We start from the raw sequence: 22,580 nt of genomic DNA on the forward strand, positions 1-22,580 counted from the left end.
CCGGCGGCCTCCTAGTCGGCGAAGTAGAACGAGATATTCGCGATGACGACTGTCGCGATCGTCATGGAACTGCCGATGACCGCGGCGACGATCCAGTTGCCCGCACTACCCTCGCCCGACGTGGTGGCCTTGTAGACCTGGATCATCGCGTAGCCGGCCAAGGCTATCCCGGCGACCGCCGCCAGTACGGTCACGAGCCAGGCCAGGATCGGCACGAGCTCGATCAGGCCGCGCAGGACGTCGGCCAGCCCCTTCGAGCCACCCATCACGGCTTCCTCGCGTAGGAAATCGGCAGGGTCTCGGGGCGGTAGCCGGCGCCATAGGCCGGGTCCGGCCCATAGCCGTTGCCGGCCCCGACCGTGACCCGGGCGGCATCGAGCGGCACCACGACCGGCTGCAGGAAGACGATGCCGATCGGGAAGTTGACCGATGAGGACAGGGTCGGCGGCCGGCTGAACGAGCGCGCCGCCGCGGCCGTCATTGCCTGCCCTACGGGCAGCGCTGCGCCCATGCCGGCGGTCAGGTAGTCGATGTTGCGGCCGGACTGGACCGCGAAGCCGTTGCCCAGCACCGTCTGGGTGTTGAGCTGGGTGAGCTGCTGGCCGACCTGGCCGACGCCCTGGATCAGCCCGGCGATGACGAGGCCGCCGTAGCGCTCGAGGACGTGGTTGTCGACATCCTCGGCGACGCCGGTCCGGGCCTGGTCGACCGTGATCGCGATCGCCTGCATCGGCCCCTGGCGGCCGTCCTGCAGGATCATGGTCGAGAACCGGATCGAGGCCTGCGTCGGCGTGTAGACGATCTGGCCCATCAGCCGGATGCCGTTGAGCGGACCGGGTTGCTGACGCTCGTCGAGGTCGACGATGGTCGCGAAGATCGGCGCCGCCGGATCGTCGGAGTTGAACCCGCGGTCGAGCACCGCGTAGGCGACGTCGCCGGCGCGCGCCACGGTCGCGTGCCGGACGCCCGGTCCGAACGGGCCGGTCGGCAGCGGCGGGGCAGCCGCCGCCGCCCGCGGCTCGGGGGGCTTTGGCCGCTCGCCCTTGCCGAACGAGCGAACTAGGAACCCGCCCGGGGTGGGCTTGAGGAGCGCCTTGATCTGATCGTTGATCGCCGCGACCTGATCGGGATCGGCCGTCGGCTGCACCGGCACGTCCCGGTAGACGGTGTGGATGACCGGCCGATCCTGGTAGACGATCTTCTCGATCACCTGCGGCGGCGGGGCGGGCTCGGGCAGCTTCGGCACTGGGGTCTCGTCGGGCATCTCGCCCATCTGGGCGCCCCGCTTCTCACCGATCACCGTCGGCGCGACGTAGGGCTTGCCGTTCTCGGCCTTCGCGTCGGCCGCCTGGCGGTTGACGCCCGCGCGCCGGTCGGCCTCGGCCTTGCCCACCGGCGCCATCATGTCGTTCTGCGGGTTCGGGGTCTGGCCCCGGATCTCGGACGCCATGCCCACACCCTGATCGGGGCCGGGGGCGTCCCGCAGGACGAATGCAGCCGAGCCGAGCCCGGCGACCAGGAGGCAGCCTCCGACCGCCGCTTGGGCTTTCCTTGAGAGCATTGGTGTCCCCTTAGAAATCGACGCTGATGGCGGTCTCGGCGCCGTCGCCGCGCTCGGCGACAAGGCGCGAGGCCGGGCGCAGGAACTCATAGATCCGGTAGCCCTCGGGGGCGTCGGCCGAGGCGACGGGCTGCGGGCTCACCAGCGTGCCCTGGAGCCGGACGTACATCCGCTCGCGGTAGAGCCATGCCTGCGCGCCGGTCGCCACGAGCTTCTGCGCGCCCGCGGGCGGCGTGCCGGCGGCAAACAGGTGGAGCAGCGCCGAGGTGTCGACCGGGTTCGCTGCGCCCCGCGGGCGCGCGGGCGGGCCGCCCTTGCGGACCGGAGCGCTTGCCGTCACCACCTTGACGGGCGTGAGCGGCGAGGTTCCGGCAACCCGCACCGTGACCGGGATGTCCACCGTCTCGCTCTGCCCGGACAGGATCATCAGCGGGATCGGATAGGGCACGGCCTCGAGCCGGATCAGGATGTTGCCCCAGGTGTCGTACCGGCACGGCATCAGGTTGATCGAGGTCGGCCGGTCGGCGCCCACCGGCGCCGGGACCTGCGTCGCTCCCATCGCGGTGTCCTGGCCGCAGCCGGTCCCGTCCTGCGCGAACAGGCGCGGATCGTAGGCGACGGAGGCGATCGGCCAGGGCGCGCCCTGGCCGTCCACGAAGGTGATTGGCGAGACGACCCCGTAGGCGAGATGCAGCGTCTCCGGCGCGGAGCGGCTGATCTCCTGGGTGACGCTCAGCAGTCGCGGCTCGGGACGGGGCATCCGTCCGTCGCGGCCCGGAAAATTGCCGGCGCCCTGCGCGTCCTGGACCGACCGGCGGACGTTCTGGATCTCGCCGGGCTTCAGGATCACCCGCTCGGTGTTGCCGAGCATGCGCTGGCGCAGCTCGTCGAGCTCGGCCGGGGTCAGCGGGCGCGGGGTAGGCGGTGGCGGCTGCGCGACGGGAACAGCCGCGGCGGCTCCCGCCGGCGGGACGCCGGTGGCAGGAATGCCGAACGGCGGGACGCCGGCCGGCCGCCGCACCCCGGATCCGGCAGCCGGATCCGTCCCTTGGCCGACTTCATGCGCTGCCGCGGCGCCCGCCCAGACGGCGACCGCGGCAAAGCCCGAGGCCCACACTCGCATCATGGGCGTCATGGCCCCACCTGATTGGTCAGCTGCTGCGTCGAGATCACCGAGTCGATCGCGATGCCGTTCGGGTTGATCGGAGAGGGGTCGACGCGCACGATCGTCATGGTCAGAAGCCGCCGCTCGACGCGGGTCTCGACGTTCGTGCGGTAGAAGATCTGAAGCGGGACCTCGACGCGCCAGTAGTAACGACCGGCTGCCTTGCCTTCCTCCGAAATGTTGGCAGGGTCCGTCGTCACGGCCGAGACCGTCTGATATCCCGTCACCACCTTCTGGATGATGCCGCTCTCCTGAAGGGCGGCACGGTAACGATCACGCCCTTTAGGCGTGAACGACTGGGACAGCGCGTTGTTGATGAGCGGGCGCCAGTTGGCGTAGTCGTAGGAGTTGAGCTCGACGGCCGACGAGACCGCGAACTCCTTCAGCCGCGCCTGGGAAATGTTCGGCTCGGAAAGCGGGATCGCCTCGCAGACGGCCTGCGCGTCCGAGGTCCAGATGAACTGCTTGACCGGAAACCGGATGAACGCATTGTAGAAGAGCAATGCGTTGACCGCGAGCGACATGACCAGGAACAGCGACAGCAGCAGGATCCAGGACCACTGGTTGCGCAGCATCATCCGGCCGGCATCGATCTCGCGGGAGATTTGATCGGCGGACTTCATGTGTGCGGCCTTCCCGCGATCGGCGGCGCCACGATCTTGACCTCGCAGCCGAACACGCCGCCGTCGGCGACGTAGGGAATCACCTCGGCCCGCTTGATCGACAGGTAGGCGAGCCACATCATCGCCAGCAGCGAGGCGAAGACCGCCCCGGCCAGGAACGACGAGACGCTCGCGTAGCCCGCGATCCGGTCGCCGAGCGCCGACGGCGACAGGCACCCGCGGGGCGAGGGCAGGCTGAACGCCCCGATGGAGGGTCGCCGCCCCATCGTCAGCTGCCGGCCAGGACGGCGCGCATCTTGGCGTCGTCGCCGGGCTCGTAGCCCACCATGATCGCGACGCGCCCGTCGGGCCGGGGCACGAACATCGTCGGCACGCCCGGGCGCAGGGCCGGGCTCGCGGCGAAGATCGAGGCGAACGCCTCGAAGTTCTCGGCGAGCTTGGCCGCGGTCTCGGCGCCGATCTCGCCCGACATGCCACCCTTGCCCTCGAAGGTCGCCTTGAGCGCCGCGACCGGAACAGCGGCGGTGAGGATGCCGGCGGCCAGGCGGTTGCCGTTCTCGGGCTCGCCGAGCACCGCGACTGGAACCCAGCGCGCCGCGATCCGCCCATGCAGCGCGTCGAACGCCTTGTGGCAGTACGGGCAGCGCGGATCGAAGAAGATGGTGGCGATCTTACCTTCCGGGGTCCCCGCCGGCGCGTCGACGACCGACGCGAGCTTGGCCATGATCTCCGAGACCTTCCGGGCGCGATCGGGATTTTCGATCGTCGCATAGCTGAGGCTTCCCGCCTGCAGCTGCGGCAGGATCGGTGCCGCCGTCGGCAGGGGAGCCGAGGCAATCGCCAAGGGTGTGTTGGCAGGCGCTAACGCAACCTGTGGGGCGGGTTGCTGAGCGCCTGCTAATGGATTGCCGGGATTGGCGTTTTTTCCGGAAATAGAATTGTTGGGGGCGGCGATTGTCGCGGATCCACTAGCGGTCCCGGCGACGATCTGGAGAGAGATGGGCTGCCAGTTGTTAGAGGTTGCAAGATAGACACAGGCAACCATAGATCCGGCCCAGGCGACGTGTTTAACTGCGTTCTCCATGCAAGCACCGCCCAAACAGAGTCATTGACGTTCGTGACGGCGCTCTTATTGCGAACCTGTGGTCAACGTGTCAATAAATGGTTCTCGATGCCGTAGCAGAAGGCGATTGATGTGTATGGGTAATGGCTTCGAGGACACACTCATTCGTGTGTCAACGATCGATATGCGTCGCAATTTCCTAAAATCAGTCGCATGTTATCACGCATACCCTGCGTTAGTGGGCGCAGTAGGGATCAGGTAAGCGTCCCGTTGAGATTTGAAGGGGTGGCGGACAATGGTCGAGAAAAGCTTCGTTAGGGTGTCGTTAAGGAATGCAACCCTGGCGGCTTTACTCGTGGCCTTGATACCAAGCCTGGTGGTAGCCGCTTCCGATGACGTAGAGAACCCAGAGTCGAAGAAGCAGAACAGATCGAAATTCGAGTATAATAACGGGAGTCCTGAGGAGAAGCGGCCCTATCGGCGGCCAAATCTCGACGCTGACCCCATGAACCTCAGATACGAGGAGCTGCGGGAGCGCTTCAACGAATTGGAGGATCGTGTCGAGCGGCTCGAACGCCAGGACCGATCTTCGAAAAGGGGTCAGTGATGGCTGTACCGGACCTCGGGAGTGTCCTCGCCTCGTTGAGCGAGGTGTTCCCGCTCGTCGTCAACCTCGTCTTCCTGCTGATCGCGCTCCTCGGGATCGTATACGGCACGATCGGCCTCTACGGGCTCTACGGCGTCGCTGCCGGGGAGTACAAATTCTCGAACCGTCCTACGACCCTCGATGGCGCGGTCGCCAAGATCGCGCTCGGCGCCGCGATGATCGTTGCGCCGGTCCTGCTCTGGAAGTTCGCCAACTCGTTCGTCCTCGGCGGCGATCTCACCTTCAATATGTTCAACTATGGTTCGACGCCGCGAGGCTCGACCTGCGAGGATATCAAGCTCGCGATCACCTATTTCTTCATGTGCCTCGGGTCGCTCGCCTGGCTGATCGCCGGCATGCGGCTCTACAACGCCGCGTCGGGTCATCACGGCGGCGCCGGCTCGGCCGTCCTCTATCTCGTGGGCGGCACGCTGGCCTTCTTCGTCAACGACGTCGCGAGCCTCGTCGGCAACACGATCAAGATGGACGTGTCGCTGTCGAACGTCTGCACGATGATCGGGGGAAGCTGACGATGCGCCTCCCCACCTCCTCATTGCCGCTCTCGCCCGAGAAGCTCGTGCAGCTCCGCCGCCACGAAGGCGCCGATCGGAGCGCGGTCCTCGAACATCCGCCCCTGGTCGAGCTGCCAGGCTCGGTAGCGCTGCACGAGCGCGCTCGCCAGGACCACGATGCACAGGAGCAGCGCGCCGAGCAGCGTGAGCCAGGAATGGGCGTAGACCGCCCAGGCCGCCGCCAGGCAGCCGATCACCACGGCCGCCAGGAACAGGGACCAGGCCTGCCGGCGCGCGTCACGCGCCAGGTCGCGAGCGTCGATGCCTTCGAGCGCGAAGGTGCGGCCCATCTCGGCGAGCGTGAACGTCGCCCCGCAGGCCGGATCGTCGCACCTGCGCAGGGCCGGCGACTCGGGGTCGTTCATGAGACGGCCCCGCCGGCAGGCCGGGCAGGTCGCGTGGGTGCCACCCAGCACGGTCCCGCTCATCGCCGCGAAGGTTTTGTGCTCCGGCCCGACCCGTCGCGCGAGGCGACCCGCCAAAAACGTCAAGATCCCCATGCGTCCAGTCCATCGCAGGTGTGCATCGGATCTGGCTTGTGGATCATTCGGCGTTGGGCCGGCAAGGCCAATATCAAGAAAAATCTATGGGGCTCGGATATGGATCGCGATCGTATTGTGTACATTATCAAGCTGGCGCTTGTTCTGATCGGTATGTCCGTTTTGTTGCCTGCCTGTGTCAGCACGGGCAGCAGCACTTCGGGCCATGTCGACGCCCGGCTTCGCGAGCACGGGGTCTGACATGCGTCTGAAGGGCTTGATCCTCTCCACCGCTCTCTGCGCCGCGGCCTATCCGGCAGCGGCACAGGTCGCCAATACCTACTGCGCCCAGAACCCGGCCGCTTGTGCGCCCGTCGCGGGAGCCGGCGGATACGGCTACGGCGCCGGCTATGGCGTGCCCGGATATGGCGCGGGCTACGGTGCTCCGGGCTATGGCGCGGGCTACGGGGCCGGTTACGGCGCACCGGGCTACGGGGCCGGTTACGGCGCGCCGGGCTACGGGGTCAGTTACGGCGCGCCGGGCTACGGGGTCAGTTACGGCGCGCCGGGCTACGGGGCCGGTTACGGCTACGGCGCTCCGGGTTACGGCGGGGGCTACGGCGGGGGCTACGGCGGCTATCCGCCCCCGGGCTATTACGGTCCCGGCGGCGCGGCCCAGGCCAATGCCCTCAACGCCATCGCCAACGGCCCGCGCTCCCTGCCCGGCCAGGAAGGGCAGCCGTTTCCGCCCAACGTCGCCGACTCCGCCCCGGCGCCGGCCCCGCCCCACCCCTCGAACAGCGACTTTTCGCGCTACTCGGCGGCGATCTTCGGCGATGCGAACCGGCCGAACAAGGTCGTCCAGCGCACCGCGCGCTCGGCCGGCATCCAGGACGGCTACCGCGACGAGTCGCGGCGGATCGCCGACTACCTCGACACGCCCGGGATCTCGGCCCGCCTCGACGCGCGCTACCCCTTCCCCTCCGTGATGATCGGGGCCGACATCGTGCCCCCGGTGGTGTCGGAGCTGCGCGACGTGCGCCAGACCCCGACCCGCACCCTGCTCGTCACCACCCTCGGCTCGTTCGAGATCGTGCGCGACGCACGGGTCACCGTGCAGCCGCCGAACTGGCGCGACTACCTCACCGTCACGCCCCCGCCCGAGGCGAAGACCACCTGGACCCCGCCCAAGGGGGAGGTCGAGAAGAACAACTGGGAGGTGGGCTACGCCGGTGGGCTCGAGGTCGGCATCGCCCAGGCCCGCGCCGCCTTCGACGACGGGCTCGCGCGCCTCGACCGGGATTTCTCCGGCATGCGCCGCTACGGCGAGCTCGCCGCCGCCGGCGCGGTCAGCCTGCCGCTCGTGAAGGTGCGCGCCACCGGCCTCAAGGTCGGTAAGGACGGCCGATCGGCGGCGGTCGACCAGCGGCTCCTCAAGATCGTCGTCTCCCCGAAATTCGTGGGTGCGGCCGGCCCGGCCGCCGCGGTCGCGGCGGCGGAGTAGGGCGATGCGCTGGACCGGAGCCACCAACTACCCCGACGAGCCGATCACCGTGCATGGCCGCGAGGAGGTCACGCGCCTCCTCGTCCACGCCGTCTCGATCGGCGCGAGTGACGTGATCTTCCAGTCCGGACGGCCGGTGCTCGCCTCCGTCCACGGCCACCTCTGCGCGCTGACCCAGGTCTGGCTCCAGCCGACGACGCTCGCGCGCATCTCCGCGGAGCTAACCACGACCGACTCGATCATGTCGAAGCTCTACTCGGGCCATGATTTCGATCGCGCGATCACGGTGCTCGAGCAGGATCGCGGCGACCGCCACGCCGAGCCCATCAAGCACCGCTTCCGCATCAACGTGACGGCCGGCTACTACGAGGGCGACGTCGGCGTGCAGATCGTCTGCCGCCACATCCCCGCTGAGCCGCCCACCGTCGCCGCCCTCGGGGTCGAGCCCGAGATCGTCGCCGAGTCGACCCCGGCCCAGGGCGCCGTCATCGTCGCCGGTGAGACCGGCTCGGGCAAGACGACGAAGATCGCCGCCCTGATGCGCCGCATTCTCGAAGAGGACACGCCGATCCACGGCAACATCCTCACCTACGAGGCCCCGATCGAGTTCGTGTTCGAGACCGTGCCGTCGTCGACGTGCACGATCATGCAGCACGAGATCGGGCTGCACCTGCCATCCTTCGCTGCCGGCGTGCGCAACAGCCTTCGGCGCAAACCCGGCCTCATCATGGTGGGCGAGCTGCGCGACATGGACACGGTGCTGGCGAGCGTCGAGGCAGCCCAGACCGGTCACCCGATCTACACCACCACCCACGCCAACGACGTCGCCCACGTCCTGCGGCGCTTGACCCTGAAATTCCCGGCCGACCTCCAGGTCCAGGCTTTCCACGACGTTTTGTCGTCGACCCACATGCTGGTGTCGCAGCTCCTCGTCCCGAAGGTCGGTGGCGGCCGGGTCTGCCTGCGCGAATGGCAGGTCCTCACCGATCAGGTCCGGCGCGAAGTGGCCCGCTTCGGCATGGCCGAGGCGGTCGAGACGCTTCGCACCATCATCGGGCGCGGCGAGGACGGCCGCTCGATGAAGGTCACCGTGAAAAATGCCCTCGATCGGGGCCTCATCGACGTCAGGACCGCCAACCGCGTGCTCGACCGTTACGGATACCGCGATGCCCGTCTCGCGGCGTAGCCTCCTCGCTGGCCTCGCCGGCACGCTCGCGGGCGCCCTGCCCGGCCTCGATGGGGCCTACGCCGCGGCGCTCGCCGCCGTGCCGGTCGCGGCCGGGCCCACGCGGCTGTGGCTGCGGCGCCAGGGCACCGGCGAGGAGGTGAGCGCGATCGTCCGGACCCCGGACGGCTACAATACGCGCGACCTCCTGCTGCTGTCCTGGCTCTTGCGCGACGTCGGCGACGGTAGCTCGGCGGTCTGGATCGACCCGCCCCTGTTCGACCTCCTGGCGTCGGTCCAGGGGGCGATGAGCGCCGTCCACGGATCGGCCGTGCCGCTGATCGTGACCTCGGGATACCGGACCCCCAAGCACAACGCCGGCATCGAGGGCGCGGCCCGGAGCTCGCTCCACCTCGCCGGCCGCGCCGTCGACATCAAGGCCGTCGGCTATCGTCCGGACGCCGTAGCAGTCGCCGGCGCGCTCTGCGGCCGGGGCGGAGTCGGGATCTATCCGAGCTTCTGCCACCTCGACGTCGGCGCCGCGCGGTCATGGGCCGGCGGGCGCAAGGCGCGGCCGGCCGGCCATCCGGCGCCCGGGACCCCGATCACCCAACCGAAGGATCCCGCATGAGCGATGGACATATGCCCTGGCGATGGTCCGCCGTGCCGATGGAGTTCTTCGGTATTCATGGAAGCATCACGATTTTCTTGCCGTTGCTGATGGCCACGGGTCTCAGTCGATACACGTTCATTGCCATGGCGTTGTATGTGGCTTTTCTCGTGTACTGCAATCACCGCAAAATGACCCCAATGCGGTATCTGAAGTATATGTGGGCTAAATTTATAGAGGGTGGAAAATGGCCGGCGTTCTAGCTCGAACCCCGCGGATGCGGGCCTCCCTTCTCCTCGCCGCCGTCACCGGCGGGCTCGCGCTGACCGTGCCGGCGCCGGTCCGGGCCCAGTCGACCGGCAACAACTGTCTGGTGCGGCAGGCCGCGGACGCGGCCGTGCAGCGCCAGATCGCGCTGATCGACGCCGCCAAGGTCAACCCGTCGAGCTTCTTCAACGGCCCGAACTCCTGCATCGCCGGCGACCTGCTCAAGCGGTTCGACCTCTCGAACCTGATCCCGGACATACAGAGTGCCGTCACGGGCGAGGCGATAAGAGCGGTGACATCGTTGCTCGACCAGGCCAAGCGCCAAGTTTGCCAGATTCTGGACCAGCAGCTTATGAATACTATTGGAAGTATTAACAGTCAAATGAGGAGCTTTCAAAGTTCGATCTCAGGTGATTTATTCCGACAGCTCAATGGTTCGATCTCACCAATAACGTTGCCGAATATAGCTAATCTCGGGCAATACACGCATGTCACAAATGAGGGGACCGGCTCGGCGCTCAACCTGCCTCAGACGCAGACCTCGATACCGGCGGTGCAGACCGACACATCGCAGTCGAATACGTCCAGCACGATTGTAATTCCGCAGTCATCCGGCACCACGACCGGCAGCGGCTACGAGGGGATCATGCGATGAGCAGCCGTGTTGTAATGCTATCGATTGCGATCCTAACTGGCTACATGGCCGTGCCGGCCATCGGTGCGGCGCACGCTGACAAGCTGGCGCTGCCTGCGGGCGACTGGACATATCCGCCTGCCAAAGCAGCCGAATGCAAGAGCGCGCCGCTTACGATTGAAAACAATCGTTTGATCCAGCGTATCGATCAAGAGGGGATCCGGGGTGAAGCTCGTTGCAAGTTTTTGCGTATCAAGATGGGCCCAAAAGGCTATATCTACGTGAAAACGAAATGCGATTGGGATCGTAATATTCCTCAAGCCATGCAGGAAAGTCCGGATAATGACGACGATGAAGAATTCTCCGTCAAAATTTTAAGCAAAATCAAAATTCTATTTAACAATGTCGAGCATGAACTTTGCCCGTCTAGGATCGGAGATGTCCGATGATCAGAAGAGGCGCAATTATCCTGGCTCTGGGTGCGCTCGGTCTGACTCTCGACCCAGCAATAGCTGGCACCTGCCTCTCGGTCGACATCATGAACCCGGCAGGACAACGGGTCTCGTCGCCTTACGGCGTCAACCGGACCGGTTGGCCAGGCGCTTCGGCTGGCTATCACCAGGGTATGGATATTGTAAATAGTCAGGGCGCGGGAACCAAGATTTTTTCCGGATCGTCTGGCCCAGCTTCGTTTTATAACTTTACCGGCGGTGGGGTTATAGCCGACGTAACCTCTGGAGATACAAGATTTCTCTATCTCCATATGAACACATTGACGCTCAAGAAGGGCGAGGTCGTATCGAAAACGATTTCGGCCGGTGATCAGGTGGGGACGATGGGATGCGCAGGCATGAAGCAATGCGCTCCTCACCTACATCTCGGTACGCTTCTCAAGGGAAGCGTACTCGCCTCGACGGGGACGAACGGTCGTGCCTGGAAGATGGGATCAGGCAAAGGGGCAAGCCCCATGACCGCCGACGCCATCAAGTCGGCCCTTCCGCAAGCCTGGTACTACGTCAATCCCGAGCCCTTCCTGCCCCGGCAACTCCCGATTTCCACCAAGTATCCGGACATGGCAGGCGGGCCGCGGGACACGACTCTGCCAAAGACATGCTCGCCTGGGGCCAACGAGGGGGCAGCCTCCGAGACAGTATCCCGCTCTGATACCCAGTCTCGGCAGGCCTCTATCTCAGCCGCGGCTGAGAAGGCCACCGGGTCGGAGGATCACGCGGTCAAGGTCGCCAACATGCCGAACCGCAGCCTCTATATCGAGCTCGCCCGCATCAACGCGACCGAGCTGACCGCCAACACCTTTGATTACGATGCGCAGATGGATGCAGCCCTCGCCCAGCTCGTCGCCCTCTATGCCCTCGACGCTCGACCCGCGGAGGCCCGGCCGTGATGTTGGATCGCCTCGCCCTCCTTCCGGCCAGCGCCGCCCTTGCCGTCGTGTTGGCGTTCCCCGCCCAGGCGCAAGGGCTCTTCCCGCAGTGGGAGATTTCCCTTCAGCGTCTGATGAGCGGACTGAAGGTCTCTGGCGCGCAGTCGAGCGCTACGTCGCTGCAGACCACAAACGGGCACAAGGCCGCCGCCGAGGCCGCCGCCTCGGCCCTGGTGAGCCAGGACAACGCCCTTCGCCTCGCCCGCGTCCAGCACCAGTACGGCTATGACACCGGTACAGGCTACGCCGCATGCGACGTGTCACTGGCGATCGGGCAGGAGCGCGATAGCTACGCCTCGGCCGAGAAGGTACGACAGACCTTCCGTCAGGCAGACCAGCGCTGGTTGACCAGTGGCGGTGACGCAGCCGAGCGCATGGGCGTGAGCCTCGAGCAACGCCGGACCTTCTACTGCTCGCCCTCCGAGCAGGAGACAGGCTGGTGCACCAACGCCAAGCCCGGCGGCTTCGGCGCCGGCGACTCCGACGCATCCCCCTGGCTGCTCAACCGCGACTATGGCGCAGAGGAGGTCATGACCGCGGCCGACTACCTCGACGTCATCGCCCCCCTGCCCACCGTGAAGCCCAACACGTCCACGGCCGAGCACGATGCCGACCTCGTCATGGCCCGCCGGCAGGGCGCGATCATGAGCGGCGCCCGCGCCAGCCTCGTCGGCGTCATCGTCGGCGGCATGGGCGGCGACAACCGCCAGGGAGGCAGCCCGTGATCCGTCGCATCCTCCTCTCGGGCATCGCCGCCACGGCGATCGGCGCCGTCTCCCCGGCCCAGGCTCAGACCTGTTTAGGCGTCGAGGGGCGCGTGAACGTCGCGACCTCGACCCTCACCACTGCGATCACCGGCGCCATCACCACCACCGAGACGGGCCTGATCACGCAGGAGCTCGCCGAGCGCGCCCGTCTCCTGTCGGCCGTCAAGGTGCTCACCGCGCAGTCCGCGGCAGGGTCGGATCAGGTCTCGAACGGCTTGCGTGCCTCGAGCGAGGCGCTGGCCACCACCGTCGTCACGCAGGAACAGCGCCAGGCCGTCGCCCTCGCCGCCCACCGCTATGGCTCGGTCGGCTACGACCCGTGCGGCTCGAACACCAAGGCACAGGCCCTCTACACGGCGATGACGGGATCCACCGCCGCCCGCCAGCAGATCGTCACACCCGTGCGCGCTCAGCCCGGCCGCTACGCCGACCCGAAGGACTGGGTCGCCGACGTGAAGAACGGCGACGCCCCCGACGGTGCGGCGCTCTACAGCGGCGACGCCGCGGCCGCGGCGAAATTCATCAACACGGTCGTCGGGCCGCCGGACGAGCGGCCGCGCAACACCGCCGCCACTGCCACCAGCGACCGGGACCGTCTGGAGAAGACGGGGCGGGACACCTACCGCTCGATGACCGCCGTGGTGCTGGCCGACATCGCCGCCGACTACAGGGCCGACGGCCCGATCGCCAAGGCTCGCGCTCTGTCCGGCCACTGGCAGGGCAACGATGGTGGCGCCGCGTGGGCGGCCGGCGTCGCCGGCCAGCACGACCGCGGCATCATCCAGGACGCGGTGCGGATGGAGGCGGCGAACCTCGCCCTGCTCGCCCACCAGATCAAGCGCGGCATGCGGACCGAGGCCACGGCCGCGGCGCTGCTGCTGGCCATGGTCAACGCCCGCCTGACGAACAGCGTGCCCGCCCCGAGCCGCGGCCCCCTCACCCCAGCGAGCTACCAGGCGCCATGATGAAGCAGATCCTCTTCGCCGCCGCCCTCGCCACCAGTCTCGCCTCGCCGGCCGCGGCGCAGTTCTGTGGCGTCGTCGATCCGATCTGGATCGCCGGCCACAACAGCGCCACCACCACCCTGACCACCGGGGTGACCGCCCTGGGTACTGCCGTCGCAGCGCAGCGCAGCATCACCCTGGAGCTGCTGCTCTCGGCCATGAAGGTGCAGACCGCTCAGACCGCGACCAACGGCGAGCGCGAGGTCAACCTCGTCAGCAACACCCAGCAGGCCGTCGCCTCGACCCTGTCCCAGGTTGCGCAGCGCCGCGCCCTTGTCGACGCCCGCGAGCAGTATTCGATCGAGACCGGCCAGGGCGTGAACGCCTGCGGCTCGATCGACCTGATGAACTCGACGAGCCGCGCCATGGGGAATGTCGACATGACCGGCCGGGAGACCTACCGCAGCCTCGATGTTGCGCCGGGCAAGAACACCCCGGTCCAGCAGGCCGCCCGGGACCGCTTACGTGATCCGACCAAGACCGACTCCGCTGTGTTCTTCGACCCCACGGCCAGCGACGACGACCGCAAGGCCGTGATCGAGGCCATGGCCGGCCTGCCGATGCCCAAGCCGACGGCCAACATGCCCGGCGCCGAGGCCGACCTGATGATGCTGCGCGCCCGCCGCGTCGAGGCCCTGCGCTCGCCCGCACTCGTCTCGCTCAGCGCCGTCCGCTCGATGTCGTCCACCGACGACCACCAGATCGGCACCACCGCCGGCTCGCCTCTCGCCCAGCTCGACGCGCTCATCAGCCAGTACGGCGGCGGGCCACAGTTCGAGGCGTGGTCGGCCGGCCTCGCCGGCCAGTCCGAGCACGGGCTCCTGATCGAGCTCACCCGGATGCGCTCAATGTCGCTGGCGCTGCGCCAGCAGCTCATCGAGCAGCAGGCCCGGACCTCGGCGGTGTTCGCCACCATGCTGGCCACCCAGGCCGGCGGCAACCTCTAGGGGATTCCCGTGCTCCGCAGGATCATCGCCGTCGGCGCGAGCCTCGCCGCACTCGCCGCCGCTGGCGCCGCCCAAGCCCAGACGACGAGCAAGGAGGTCTTCACCCCGGTCACGAACGACCTGGCGCTGATCAACCTGCGCAAGCTCCTCGGCTGCGTGGTCGACGGCGTGTGGACCGCCGCGACCTGCTCGGACGATCGCCCGCTCACGGTGGCGCTCGGATACTTCAACGTCGGCTGCTTGATCGTCTCGACGATCCTCGCTTGTTACCTGCTCTACTCGCTCGTCGCCGACACCGCGAACGACGGCCAGGCCTTCGGGCGGAATTCCAGCGCCAAGTACACCATGCTGCGGGTGATGACCGGGGCGATCCTCAGCCTGCCGATCAAGAGCGGGCTGTCGCTGGTGCAGATCCTGGTGGTGCAGATCGCCGTATGGGGATCGGGGTTCGGCGACACCCTCTGGACCCGCGTCGCCAGCACCCAGCTCACCGGCATGTACGGCACCCTCGCGCAGCCGACCCAGGCGCTCGGCGATTTCGCCCTGCGCGGCAAGCTCGCCAAGGTGCTCGAAGCGCGCCTCTACGGTCACGTCTGCGCTCAGTCGTTGCAGCAATACGCCAACAACGTGTCGGGGCGCGACAATGCGGCCTCGATCGTCTCGCGCACCGCAACCGATACCGGCTTCTTCGGATCGTGGAGCACGCAGACAACGACTTATTATTTCGCCGACGCGAACGGTTATTTTCGTAAATCGAACAACCTGTGCGGCTCGGTCGTCTACGAACACCAGAAGGTCAACGTCAACCTCGCCGATACGAAGGACGCCAGTACGACGTCGCTCCTGATCGCGCTGGCCGAGCAGCAGAGCCAGCGCGCGTTCCAGGCCGCGATCAGCAGCCTCGACGGTGCCGCGAGCGGGATCGCCACCACCATCATGTCCGGCAGCCGCGACGAGGAGGCGATCCAGACCCGCATCAAGGAGGCGGTCGACGCGGCTTATACCCGCGTCAGCCAGAGCCTGACCCAGGGCAACAACGCCCAACTCGATCAAGTCCTGCGCAACTACCTGTCGAACTCGACCGAGAACGGCTGGCTCTCGGCCGCGTTGTGGCAGCGCTCGATGAGCCTCGTCCAGGCCAAGCTCCTCGCCGCATCGGCCGGGCCGAGCGCCTCGGTGACGGCTGTGCCCCCGGCCAGCATCGCGACCTACATGCCCTCTCTCGGCCAAAGCGCGTACTGGCCGCTCGCCCAGGAAGCACAGCGCAACGTCAACTATGTCGGAACTTTCAGCGGCTTCATTGCCGCGCAAGGCACCGGCAGCGTCGCGCGCATCGCCAGCGACGATCCGGTGGCGCAGGCCGACCCGCCGAATGTGTTCGCCCGGGCGCTCTCGGCGATCTACTCGGGAGTCCTCAGCGTCATCAGCCGGCCGGAGAGCACGACCTGGAGGGATCCGATCCTCGAGGTGCAGGAGATCGGCCAGAGTATCGCGAACTATGGTCTCGTCGCCACGGGAATGGGTGTGGCGTCTGATTTTGTTGGGTTTGGATTGGGGTTTGTCAAGCATCCATTGGCCCAGGTTGGACAGCAGGCCCTCGAAAAATCCTCTGGTATGCTCTATTTGCTGGCGACTATTCTGTTTGCGGCGGCCTTCATGCTGGTCGGCCTGGTGCCATTTGTCGTCATCGTCCACTTCTTGATGGGCACCTTCAACTGGTTCCTCGTCGTCGCCGAGGCGATGATCGCAGTGCCGATCTGGCTCCTCACCAAGTTCATGCCGGCCCGCTCCGACTCCTTCGTTGGCAACAGCGGCCAGGGCTACATGTTCTTCCTCGGTATCCTGCTTCGCCCACCCCTGATCGTCGTCGGGCTTCTCGTTTCGCTCCTGCTGATGCGGGTCGGCATCGACATCACCAACGTGTTCTTCCGCGGAGCGCTGGCGATGCTCTCGCCCGACGGCACCATCGCCTACGCGATGGTCGGGACCGCCGGACTGTTCGTCTACGCCGTCATCCTGTTCACGATCGTCGTGCTGTCGGCAGGCCAGATCAGTGCCCTACCCGAGACCGTGCTCTCCTGGATCGGGGCGCAGATCGAGCGGCGCACCGGCAGCAGCGCCGCGACCACCGCGGCCAGCATTGTCATGCCGAACTCGCCCAACCAGATCCCTGGCGGCAATGCGGCCAGAACAGCCGGCGCTCTGGTCTCTGGTACCCGGGCAGGCTCGCGTGCCGCTGGCAGGACCATGCTGTCGATGATCCGCGGCCGGCCCGGAAGTTGAGGGAGTGTGATCGATGAACAATGACTCCCCCAAGGAAATCGCGTGGCATTTCGGGATCGCGGCTGCCCTGTCCTGCTCGCTGATGGCTGCGCCGTTCGTGCCCGAAGCGATCCTGGCCTATGCCGGATATCGCTATCTGCGCCATTTCATCTACGGCTGGCGCACCTGGCGCGCGCCCGGGCGCGTGCCGCACCACCTCGGGCGCCGCGGCTACCGCGACGAGACCACGCGCCGGCGCGGCGAGGCCACTTGGCCTATCGGCCTGGCGCACACTGGTCAGGTCTGGCTGCGGCGTGAGGACCTTGTTCAAGGTGTGACGATCGAAGGCGACGTCCCGCAATGGCATGCCCTTGCGATCAACAACCTCGTGTTCGGGGCCTGCATCAACCGGATGGGGGCCATCATCGTCGAGGGTATCCCCAAACCCATGGTGAAGGATGAGGCCGATCCCGACGCCCCGGACGCCATCAAGAATGAGGAGATGCTGACCCAGTCGATAGCCCAGGTGGCACGACCCTTCGGTCGAGACAACGAGGTTTATGGCGTCGACCTCGCCGCCGTGCCTCAGCCACCCCTGCGGATCGCGGCATCTACCCTGGCGGCGGCAATCGCCGATATGCGCCTGGGTCCCGAGGCCGACGCCCTGAACCGAGCCCTGATGCCTTTCATCGAGCAGGTCGCTCAGCGCTCCGGTAAGAACCCGCTTGAGCTCTACGGGGCATTCCTCGATGAAGTGGCGCTCGAACGCCTGGTCGAGGGCAAGTACGAGATCGACCTGCACAACGTAAGCGCGGCCGATATGGCCACGGCCGACGGCGCCGCTCTCCTCCAGGCGATCAAGCCGATCCAGGCGATCCCAAGGGATAAACGCGATCTCGGCCGCGAGGCCCTTGTGGTCTACGCCGCCGAGATCGCCGGCCTCAAGAGCGTTTCGCTCACCGAAGGGTTCGAACTGCGCTCCGCCATCTCAGCACGGGGGATCGTCTGTATCCGACCGTCCTCTCTCCTCACCGCCTCGCTCGTTATCGCACGCTGCATCGAAGCTCTCATTGAGGGGGGGCCGGGGCACGCTGCCGACAACCTCGTCCACGTCGTCTATCCCGTGGACCTGTCGGGGGCCTCCGCACGGCGCTTCCGGGCCGCCGCCGTAAAGGCTGACGCGATCGGCACCCTTTCCCTTCATGCCAGACCACCCGCCCACATCCACCGCGCCGTCCGGAGGACCGCCGCCCTCCGCATCCAGGGTGTGGAAGGGCGCGCCGCCGACGCCGGTCAAGAGGCGAAGGTCATCTCATCTCTAAAGGATGTGCCGTTCGCTCTGCATGTCGAGCTGCCAGCGATATCGGCCGTCTAATGCGTAAAAGCGCTGACGACGGAGAATCTACGTTGAAAATACGCTTGAGCGAGACTCTCGACGTGAATCGGGTTGACAACGTTCAGCTTCGGACGGGAGATGTCATTTGGCCGGCAATACGGCCAGCGAGTCGCCACCAGGAGTCCACCGCCGCCGCAGAGCACCCCTGAAAAGCCATCGGCCCCCACCTCCCGGCAAGGAGATGAGGGCCGAGTGACCATCACAAGAAGGCTGTAGGAGCCCGAAAAACCAACTCCTACAAGCCATGAAACGCCCCCCGGCGTCAAGCGAGAAACGCTGTTTCTTGTGATGGAGAGGCTTTGCCTGGAGGAGATCGCCCCTATGGGGTGACCTCACGAGCTGTCGCGGCCCGACCAGAGAGGGATCGGGCGTAATGAAACAGACAAGTGGCCGCCTCGGAGAGGTGGCCGGGCGAATTACCGCGCCGTTCGGCTCGCGATCGCTGACTGCTGCGCAGATCGCAGCCCAAGCCGATGCTTCCCGGCCGGCCGACGGTGTTGTGGCTGAGAAGTGGCGCGTCCTGCACGACCTCACGACCGCGCGGGTACGCTACGGCTTGTCGTCCGCAACCCTCGTCGTGCTCGAGGCCTTGCTGACCTGCCTCCCCGAGAGGATGCTGGCTCCGACAGACGACGCGCCTGACTTGGTGGTCTTCCCCTCGAACCGCAGCCTTGCCGCTCGGGCGCGTGGCCTCTCCGAGGCAGCGCTACGCCGGCACCTCTCGGCCCTCGTCGAGGCCGGCCTGGTGATCCGCCGCGACAGTCCCAACGGCAAGCGCTACGTACGCCGTGGCGAGGGAGGACAGATCACCCACGCCTACGGCTTCGACCTCACCCCGCTCGCCGTGCGAGCGTCCGAGATCGCCGCCCTCGCCGATACCGTTCGCGCCGAGGCACTGGCCCAGAGCCTTGCCCGCGAGACGGTCAGCCTGCTGCGTCGCGACTGCGCCAAGCTGCTCGATGCGCTCGACGTCGCCGACGGGACCGGAGATCCCGGAGAGCCGACCCCGGCCGAGCTGCGCGAGCGCTACTGCGCCCTCGTTGCGAGTTACCCCCGCCGGCCGGAGCCAGCCGAGGTGGCAGCTCTTGGCGAGGCGCTCGAAGCCCTCGCCCTGGCTGTAAGCAGGGCCCTGATCTTTCGACAAGAATCCAAGAAAGTGAGCGGCAGTGCCGCTCATTTCGAGCGGCACATACAGAATTCAACCACTGAGAGGCCTGATTGTGAAAAAGCATCCCGGGATAAGGAGAAGGTAGTAGGCATTCCAGGATCACGCAGGGATCCCGCTGCGACCGCTCACACTGCAGTCCGGTCGACCTATCCGCTTCACAGCGTGCTTGATGCCTGCCCCCAGGTGCAGGACTTCGCGCGCTCTGGAATCCGATCATGGGACGACCTGATGGAGACGGCCGACAGAATCCGACCGATGCTCGGTATCAGCGCAGCGGCTTGGAGCGACGCCCAGGACGCCATGGGACCCGAGGCTGCCGCGATCACCCTCGCGGCGATGCTGGAGCGGTCTGAGAGCATCAAGAGCCACGGCGGCTATCTGCGAGCCCTGACAGAGCGTAAGCGCGACGGAAAATACTCGCTTGGGCCGGTTCTTCAGGCCCTGCGTCGATCGCGCATCAATTTCGAGCGTGTAACAGGATGAAGCAGAGCCTTTGTTAAAATATATTGTGCCTGCCGCCCGAGCTACGCTGAACAGATCGACGGTAATTTATGTCGTGTGAAAAAAATAAGAAATTGATTGTTGCAATTATGTCGGACATTGTGTTACAAAGTGTAGGGTCGGGTGTCTAATTTTTCTCAGTGGTTATGGGTCAAAGATAGAGAGAGTCTGTCATGTTTCTTGCTTGGCTAATCGGTCTTTGTATGATGGTGGCGGCTGGAGGTATTTTTTATTATTATCATGTAAATTACGGAATTCCGTACGAAAAATTTAGGTTTGAGAATTCCAATGAGTTTGGAATTCTTGCGCCGAAGGATTGGGAGGAATATCAAAATTTCAATAAAATAGAAATAAAAGCACAAATCGAAGGAGCTTTGCTTGGCAAGCCTATTGCTTACATGTTCGTTATAGGCATGATATTGTTTACAATTCCAACATTAAAGTTTTTATTTAAAATTTAGTCGTGACATGACTAAGGCTGTTCGTTTTATTTCTAAGCTAGTGCATCTTACCACAAGGAGCTGCAAGCGGTCGTAAAGTGGGGTAGACCCCGCCTATGATGTCATCCCTCGAAACGGTCCTGACTTGGTCCCGCGGCTTCGCCTCTCTCTCGCCAGACCAACCACCCTGCCCCGGTCTCAGAAGCATCGATTGGTATGAGCAGGAGGTGCGCACGTTTGCCACCACCACGCCCGCCCTGCTCGACCTCTCCGCCTGGCTCGACGAGCACGCCTGCACCCACGTTGCCATGGAGGCGACCGGCATCTACTGGCGCCCGGTCTGGCAGGTGCTCGACGCCGACAGCCGTACCCTGATCCTGGCCAACGCAGCCCACGTCAAGAACGTGCCCGGCCGCAAGACCGATGTCGCCGATGCGGTCTGGCTCTCGGACCTGCTCGCCCACGGCCTGATCCGCGCCAGCTTCGTGCCAGAGGCTCAGACCCAGGCGATGCGCGATCTGCTGCGAACCCGCAAGCAGTTGGTCCGTGAGCAGGCCAGCCACGTCCAGCGCATCCAGAAGACGCTCGAGGAAGCCAACCTCAAGCTCGCCTCGGTGCTCACCGACATCATGGGCCAGTCCGGCCGCGCCGTCCTCGATGCCCTGGCCAAGGGCGAGCGCGATCCAGCCGGGCTGCAGGCATTGGTCAGCCCGCGGGTGAAGGCCACGCCCGAGGCGATCCGGGCCGCGCTGACGGGCCGGATCGGCGATCATCACCGCTTCCTGCTCGGCGTGCATCTGCGCCAGTACGACGGCTTGGGGCGGGCCATCGCGGAGATCGACGCGCAGGTGGAGCGCGACCTCGGCCCTTTCCGGGAAGCGGTGAAGCTGCTGGTGACGATCCCGGGCATCAGTGACCTCACCGCGCAGGTGATCCTCTCCGAGATCGGCCCTGACATGAGCCGCTTCCCGACCGCCGGCCACCTGATCTCCTGGGCCGGGCTGTGCCCGAGGAACGACGAGAGCGCGGGCAAGCGGCGCTCGACGCGGCTACGCAAAGGCGCACCCTGGCTCAAGACGGCGCTGGTCCAGGCCGCCTGGGCGGGAGTGCGCAAAAAGACGAGCTATCTCAGGGCGCAATTCCAGCGCCTGCGCGGCCGGCGCGGTCCCAAGAAGGCGATCTGCGCGGTGGCCGCCTCCATGCTGACGGCGATCTACCACATGCTCAAGACCGGCACGGCTTACGTCGATCCCGGGCCCGATCACGGCCGCAACGCTGCCCCCACCATCCGCGCCAAGGCACTCGTTCGGCAGATCGAGCGCCTCGGATTTGCGTGCGAACTCAAGCCCGTAGAGCCAGTTTCTATTTAGACGCACCCCCGCTGCACGGCGTGGATCGAGGAGTGGGGCCTCCAGGCTGCCGAGCTTGGATGGAATACCTTGCGCCTCTTCGGCGTCCACCCGACCCACGGCACCCTCCGAGGCGACTACACCGGCGCCCTCCTGCCGCTGACCACGGACGTGAGCGAGGTGAACGCCGATTTCATCCGCTTCCGCGTCACTCGTAGCTGGCGCCTGACACCGGTCAAATCCCCCGGCGTGGCCATCTGGGACTTCGGCAAATCCCCCTGACCCGAGGCATCCACCTCCCCTCCCCGACCTGGCACCGTCCTTCCCCGCACCCGAGCCTTGCCCTTACGACATCTGCGCCTGCCGTCTCACGATCGGGCCGAAACCGTAGCGCGGGTGCGCGCCGCCCCTCCAGGATCGACGGTCCCCCCAATTTGCTCCCGCAAATCGGCTCCCCCGTCGCCCGCTGCCGCGGTCGCTGTGCGATCCCGGACCGCCGGCGCCAGAGCCCGCGCTGCAACCCCGTCCTCGATCAGAGGCGGAGGTCACATGCAGCTCACATTGTTCAAGGCACTCAAAGAGCTTAAATTGGAGGACGATACGGCAACCAAGGTGGTCGAGGCACTGGAGGCGTACATGGCGACGAAGATGAAGGAAGCGACCGCCGGCCTCGAGGCCAAGCTCAACGCCGTGCTCTGGCTACTCGGTGCGATGACGTTGATGCTCGCGATCATCGGTCTTACCCCGGTCTACCTCAAGCTGTTCGGCCACTGATCACCGTAGGGGGAGGCCTGTACCTCCCCCATTTTGCTGTCACACGGCGGCACCTCCGAGGAGCCCGGCGCGATGAAGATCAAAGAGGCAAACGCCAAGCTCGAAGCCCAGGTCAGGATACAAACCTGGCTGATTGGCGCGATCGGCCTGATGCCAGCGATCTTAGGCCTCACGCACTTCTACCTCAAGTTCGTCGGGTAGTCCCCGAGCCAAAGGAGGCTGACGCCTCCCCTGCCCTGTCG

General features: G+C 66.0%; 27 protein-coding genes and 1 pseudogene. 21 read left to right on the forward strand and 7 right to left on the reverse strand.

Annotated elements, in window-relative coordinates; all coding sequences use genetic code 11:
* Positions 1–11: 11 nt before the first annotated feature.
* The 6 genes from miv_RS32440 to miv_RS33630 all read right to left on the reverse strand — a co-directional run bounded on the left by miv_RS32440 (position 12) and on the right by miv_RS33630 (position 4,073).
* Positions 12–266, reverse strand: coding sequence for a hypothetical protein (locus tag miv_RS32440; protein ID WP_207184030.1), 255 nt, complete (start codon positions 264–266; stop codon positions 12–14).
* Positions 266–1,450, reverse strand: coding sequence for a DotG/IcmE/VirB10 family type IV secretion system protein (locus miv_RS32445; RefSeq protein WP_244749140.1), 1,185 nt, complete (start codon positions 1,448–1,450; stop codon positions 266–268). Before miv_RS32445 ends, miv_RS32440 begins: the two co-directional genes overlap by 1 nt.
* 121 nt (positions 1,451–1,571) lie before the next feature.
* Complete coding sequence (locus tag miv_RS32450) at positions 1,572–2,696, reverse strand: DotH/IcmK family type IV secretion protein (RefSeq protein ID WP_207184032.1); 1,125 nt, start codon at positions 2,694–2,696, stop codon at positions 1,572–1,574.
* The gene (locus tag miv_RS32455) at positions 2,693–3,349 is read right to left on the reverse strand and encodes a DotI/IcmL family type IV secretion protein (protein ID WP_207184033.1); all 657 of its coding nucleotides are present in this window, start codon (positions 3,347–3,349) and stop codon (positions 2,693–2,695) included. The genes miv_RS32450 and miv_RS32455 overlap by 4 nt, the downstream gene beginning before the upstream one ends.
* Positions 3,346–3,615, reverse strand: coding sequence for a hypothetical protein (locus miv_RS32460; protein WP_207184034.1), 270 nt, complete (start codon positions 3,613–3,615; stop codon positions 3,346–3,348). The genes miv_RS32455 and miv_RS32460 overlap by 4 nt, the downstream gene beginning before the upstream one ends.
* Before the next feature lie 2 nt (positions 3,616–3,617).
* On the reverse strand, positions 3,618–4,073 hold the full coding sequence (locus miv_RS33630) for a thioredoxin domain-containing protein (protein WP_244749141.1): 456 nt from the start codon (positions 4,071–4,073) through the stop codon (positions 3,618–3,620).
* Positions 4,074–4,707: 634 nt separating this feature from the next.
* Here miv_RS33630 and miv_RS32470 point away from each other — a divergent pair.
* Positions 4,708–5,019 (forward strand): hypothetical protein, encoded by a 312-nt coding sequence (locus miv_RS32470; protein WP_207184036.1) that lies wholly within the window; start codon positions 4,708–4,710, stop codon positions 5,017–5,019.
* Positions 5,019–5,588: a hypothetical protein gene (locus miv_RS32475; protein WP_244749142.1), complete on the forward strand. Its 570-nt coding sequence runs from the start codon at positions 5,019–5,021 to the stop codon at positions 5,586–5,588. The genes miv_RS32470 and miv_RS32475 overlap by 1 nt, the downstream gene beginning before the upstream one ends.
* A 20-nt stretch (positions 5,589–5,608) precedes the next feature.
* Here the strand turns inward: miv_RS32475 and miv_RS32480 are convergent, their stop codons facing one another.
* Entirely contained in the window at positions 5,609–5,995 is a 387-nt protein-coding gene (locus tag miv_RS32480) for a hypothetical protein (protein WP_244749143.1), read from the reverse strand.
* Between the two features lie 33 nt (positions 5,996–6,028).
* Between miv_RS32480 and miv_RS32485 the strand changes: the two genes are divergently transcribed.
* From miv_RS32485 to miv_RS33805, 19 genes and pseudogenes are all read left to right on the forward strand, one after another.
* On the forward strand, positions 6,029–6,370 hold the full coding sequence (locus tag miv_RS32485) for a hypothetical protein (protein ID WP_207184115.1): 342 nt from the start codon (positions 6,029–6,031) through the stop codon (positions 6,368–6,370).
* 1 nt (position 6,371) lies between these two features.
* Positions 6,372–7,613 (forward strand): type IV secretory system conjugative DNA transfer family protein, encoded by a 1,242-nt coding sequence (locus miv_RS32490; protein WP_207184038.1) that lies wholly within the window; start codon positions 6,372–6,374, stop codon positions 7,611–7,613.
* 4 nt (positions 7,614–7,617) lie between these two features.
* Positions 7,618–8,799, forward strand: a complete 1,182-nt coding sequence (locus miv_RS32495; RefSeq protein WP_207184039.1) for a type IV pilus twitching motility protein PilT — start codon at positions 7,618–7,620, stop codon at positions 8,797–8,799.
* Positions 8,780–9,409: a YcbK family protein gene (locus miv_RS32500; RefSeq protein WP_207184040.1), complete on the forward strand. Its 630-nt coding sequence runs from the start codon at positions 8,780–8,782 to the stop codon at positions 9,407–9,409. The genes miv_RS32495 and miv_RS32500 overlap by 20 nt, the downstream gene beginning before the upstream one ends.
* Positions 9,406–9,651 (forward strand): hypothetical protein, encoded by a 246-nt coding sequence (locus tag miv_RS32505; RefSeq protein ID WP_207184041.1) that lies wholly within the window; start codon positions 9,406–9,408, stop codon positions 9,649–9,651. The genes miv_RS32500 and miv_RS32505 overlap by 4 nt, the downstream gene beginning before the upstream one ends.
* Before the next feature lie 14 nt (positions 9,652–9,665).
* The gene (locus tag miv_RS32510; RefSeq protein WP_244749144.1) at positions 9,666–10,310 is read left to right on the forward strand and encodes a hypothetical protein; all 645 of its coding nucleotides are present in this window, start codon (positions 9,666–9,668) and stop codon (positions 10,308–10,310) included.
* Complete coding sequence (locus tag miv_RS32515) at positions 10,307–10,738, forward strand: hypothetical protein (protein WP_207184043.1); 432 nt, start codon at positions 10,307–10,309, stop codon at positions 10,736–10,738. Before miv_RS32510 ends, miv_RS32515 begins: the two co-directional genes overlap by 4 nt.
* On the forward strand, positions 10,735–11,691 hold the full coding sequence (locus tag miv_RS32520; protein ID WP_207184044.1) for a M23 family metallopeptidase: 957 nt from the start codon (positions 10,735–10,737) through the stop codon (positions 11,689–11,691). Before miv_RS32515 ends, miv_RS32520 begins: the two co-directional genes overlap by 4 nt.
* Positions 11,691–12,455, forward strand: a complete 765-nt coding sequence (locus miv_RS32525; RefSeq protein ID WP_207184045.1) for a hypothetical protein — start codon at positions 11,691–11,693, stop codon at positions 12,453–12,455. The genes miv_RS32520 and miv_RS32525 overlap by 1 nt, the downstream gene beginning before the upstream one ends.
* Positions 12,452–13,462 (forward strand): hypothetical protein, encoded by a 1,011-nt coding sequence (locus tag miv_RS32530; protein WP_207184046.1) that lies wholly within the window; start codon positions 12,452–12,454, stop codon positions 13,460–13,462. The genes miv_RS32525 and miv_RS32530 overlap by 4 nt, the downstream gene beginning before the upstream one ends.
* Complete coding sequence (locus tag miv_RS32535) at positions 13,459–14,448, forward strand: hypothetical protein (protein WP_207184047.1); 990 nt, start codon at positions 13,459–13,461, stop codon at positions 14,446–14,448. Before miv_RS32530 ends, miv_RS32535 begins: the two co-directional genes overlap by 4 nt.
* A 9-nt stretch (positions 14,449–14,457) precedes the next feature.
* Entirely contained in the window at positions 14,458–16,731 is a 2,274-nt protein-coding gene (locus miv_RS32540) for a DotA/TraY family protein (RefSeq protein WP_207184048.1), read from the forward strand.
* A 13-nt stretch (positions 16,732–16,744) separates the two neighbouring features.
* Complete coding sequence (locus miv_RS32545; protein WP_207184049.1) at positions 16,745–18,085, forward strand: hypothetical protein; 1,341 nt, start codon at positions 16,745–16,747, stop codon at positions 18,083–18,085.
* Positions 18,086–18,479: 394 nt separating this feature from the next.
* Positions 18,480–19,757, forward strand: a complete 1,278-nt coding sequence (gene repC / locus miv_RS32550; RefSeq protein ID WP_244749145.1) for a plasmid replication protein RepC — start codon at positions 18,480–18,482, stop codon at positions 19,755–19,757.
* Between the two features lie 191 nt (positions 19,758–19,948).
* Positions 19,949–20,236, forward strand: a complete 288-nt coding sequence (locus tag miv_RS32555) for a hypothetical protein (RefSeq protein ID WP_207184050.1) — start codon at positions 19,949–19,951, stop codon at positions 20,234–20,236.
* Positions 20,237–20,436: 200 nt separating this feature from the next.
* Positions 20,437–21,585 (forward strand): annotated as a pseudogene (locus miv_RS32560) (IS110 family RNA-guided transposase); the annotation flags it as partial.
* A gap of 69 nt (positions 21,586–21,654) precedes the next feature.
* A complete protein-coding gene (locus miv_RS32565) occupies positions 21,655–21,846 on the forward strand; it encodes a hypothetical protein (protein WP_207184052.1) in 192 nt (63 codons plus the stop codon).
* A 267-nt stretch (positions 21,847–22,113) separates the two neighbouring features.
* Positions 22,114–22,338, forward strand: coding sequence for a hypothetical protein (locus tag miv_RS32570; RefSeq protein ID WP_207184053.1), 225 nt, complete (start codon positions 22,114–22,116; stop codon positions 22,336–22,338).
* A gap of 72 nt (positions 22,339–22,410) precedes the next feature.
* Complete coding sequence (locus miv_RS33805) at positions 22,411–22,539, forward strand: hypothetical protein (protein WP_280529480.1); 129 nt, start codon at positions 22,411–22,413, stop codon at positions 22,537–22,539.
* The last annotated feature ends 41 nt before the right edge of the window (positions 22,540–22,580 follow it).

It is taken from the genome of Methylobacterium indicum, assembly GCF_017347565.1.
Taxonomy (GTDB): domain Bacteria; phylum Pseudomonadota; class Alphaproteobacteria; order Rhizobiales; family Beijerinckiaceae; genus Methylobacterium; species Methylobacterium indicum.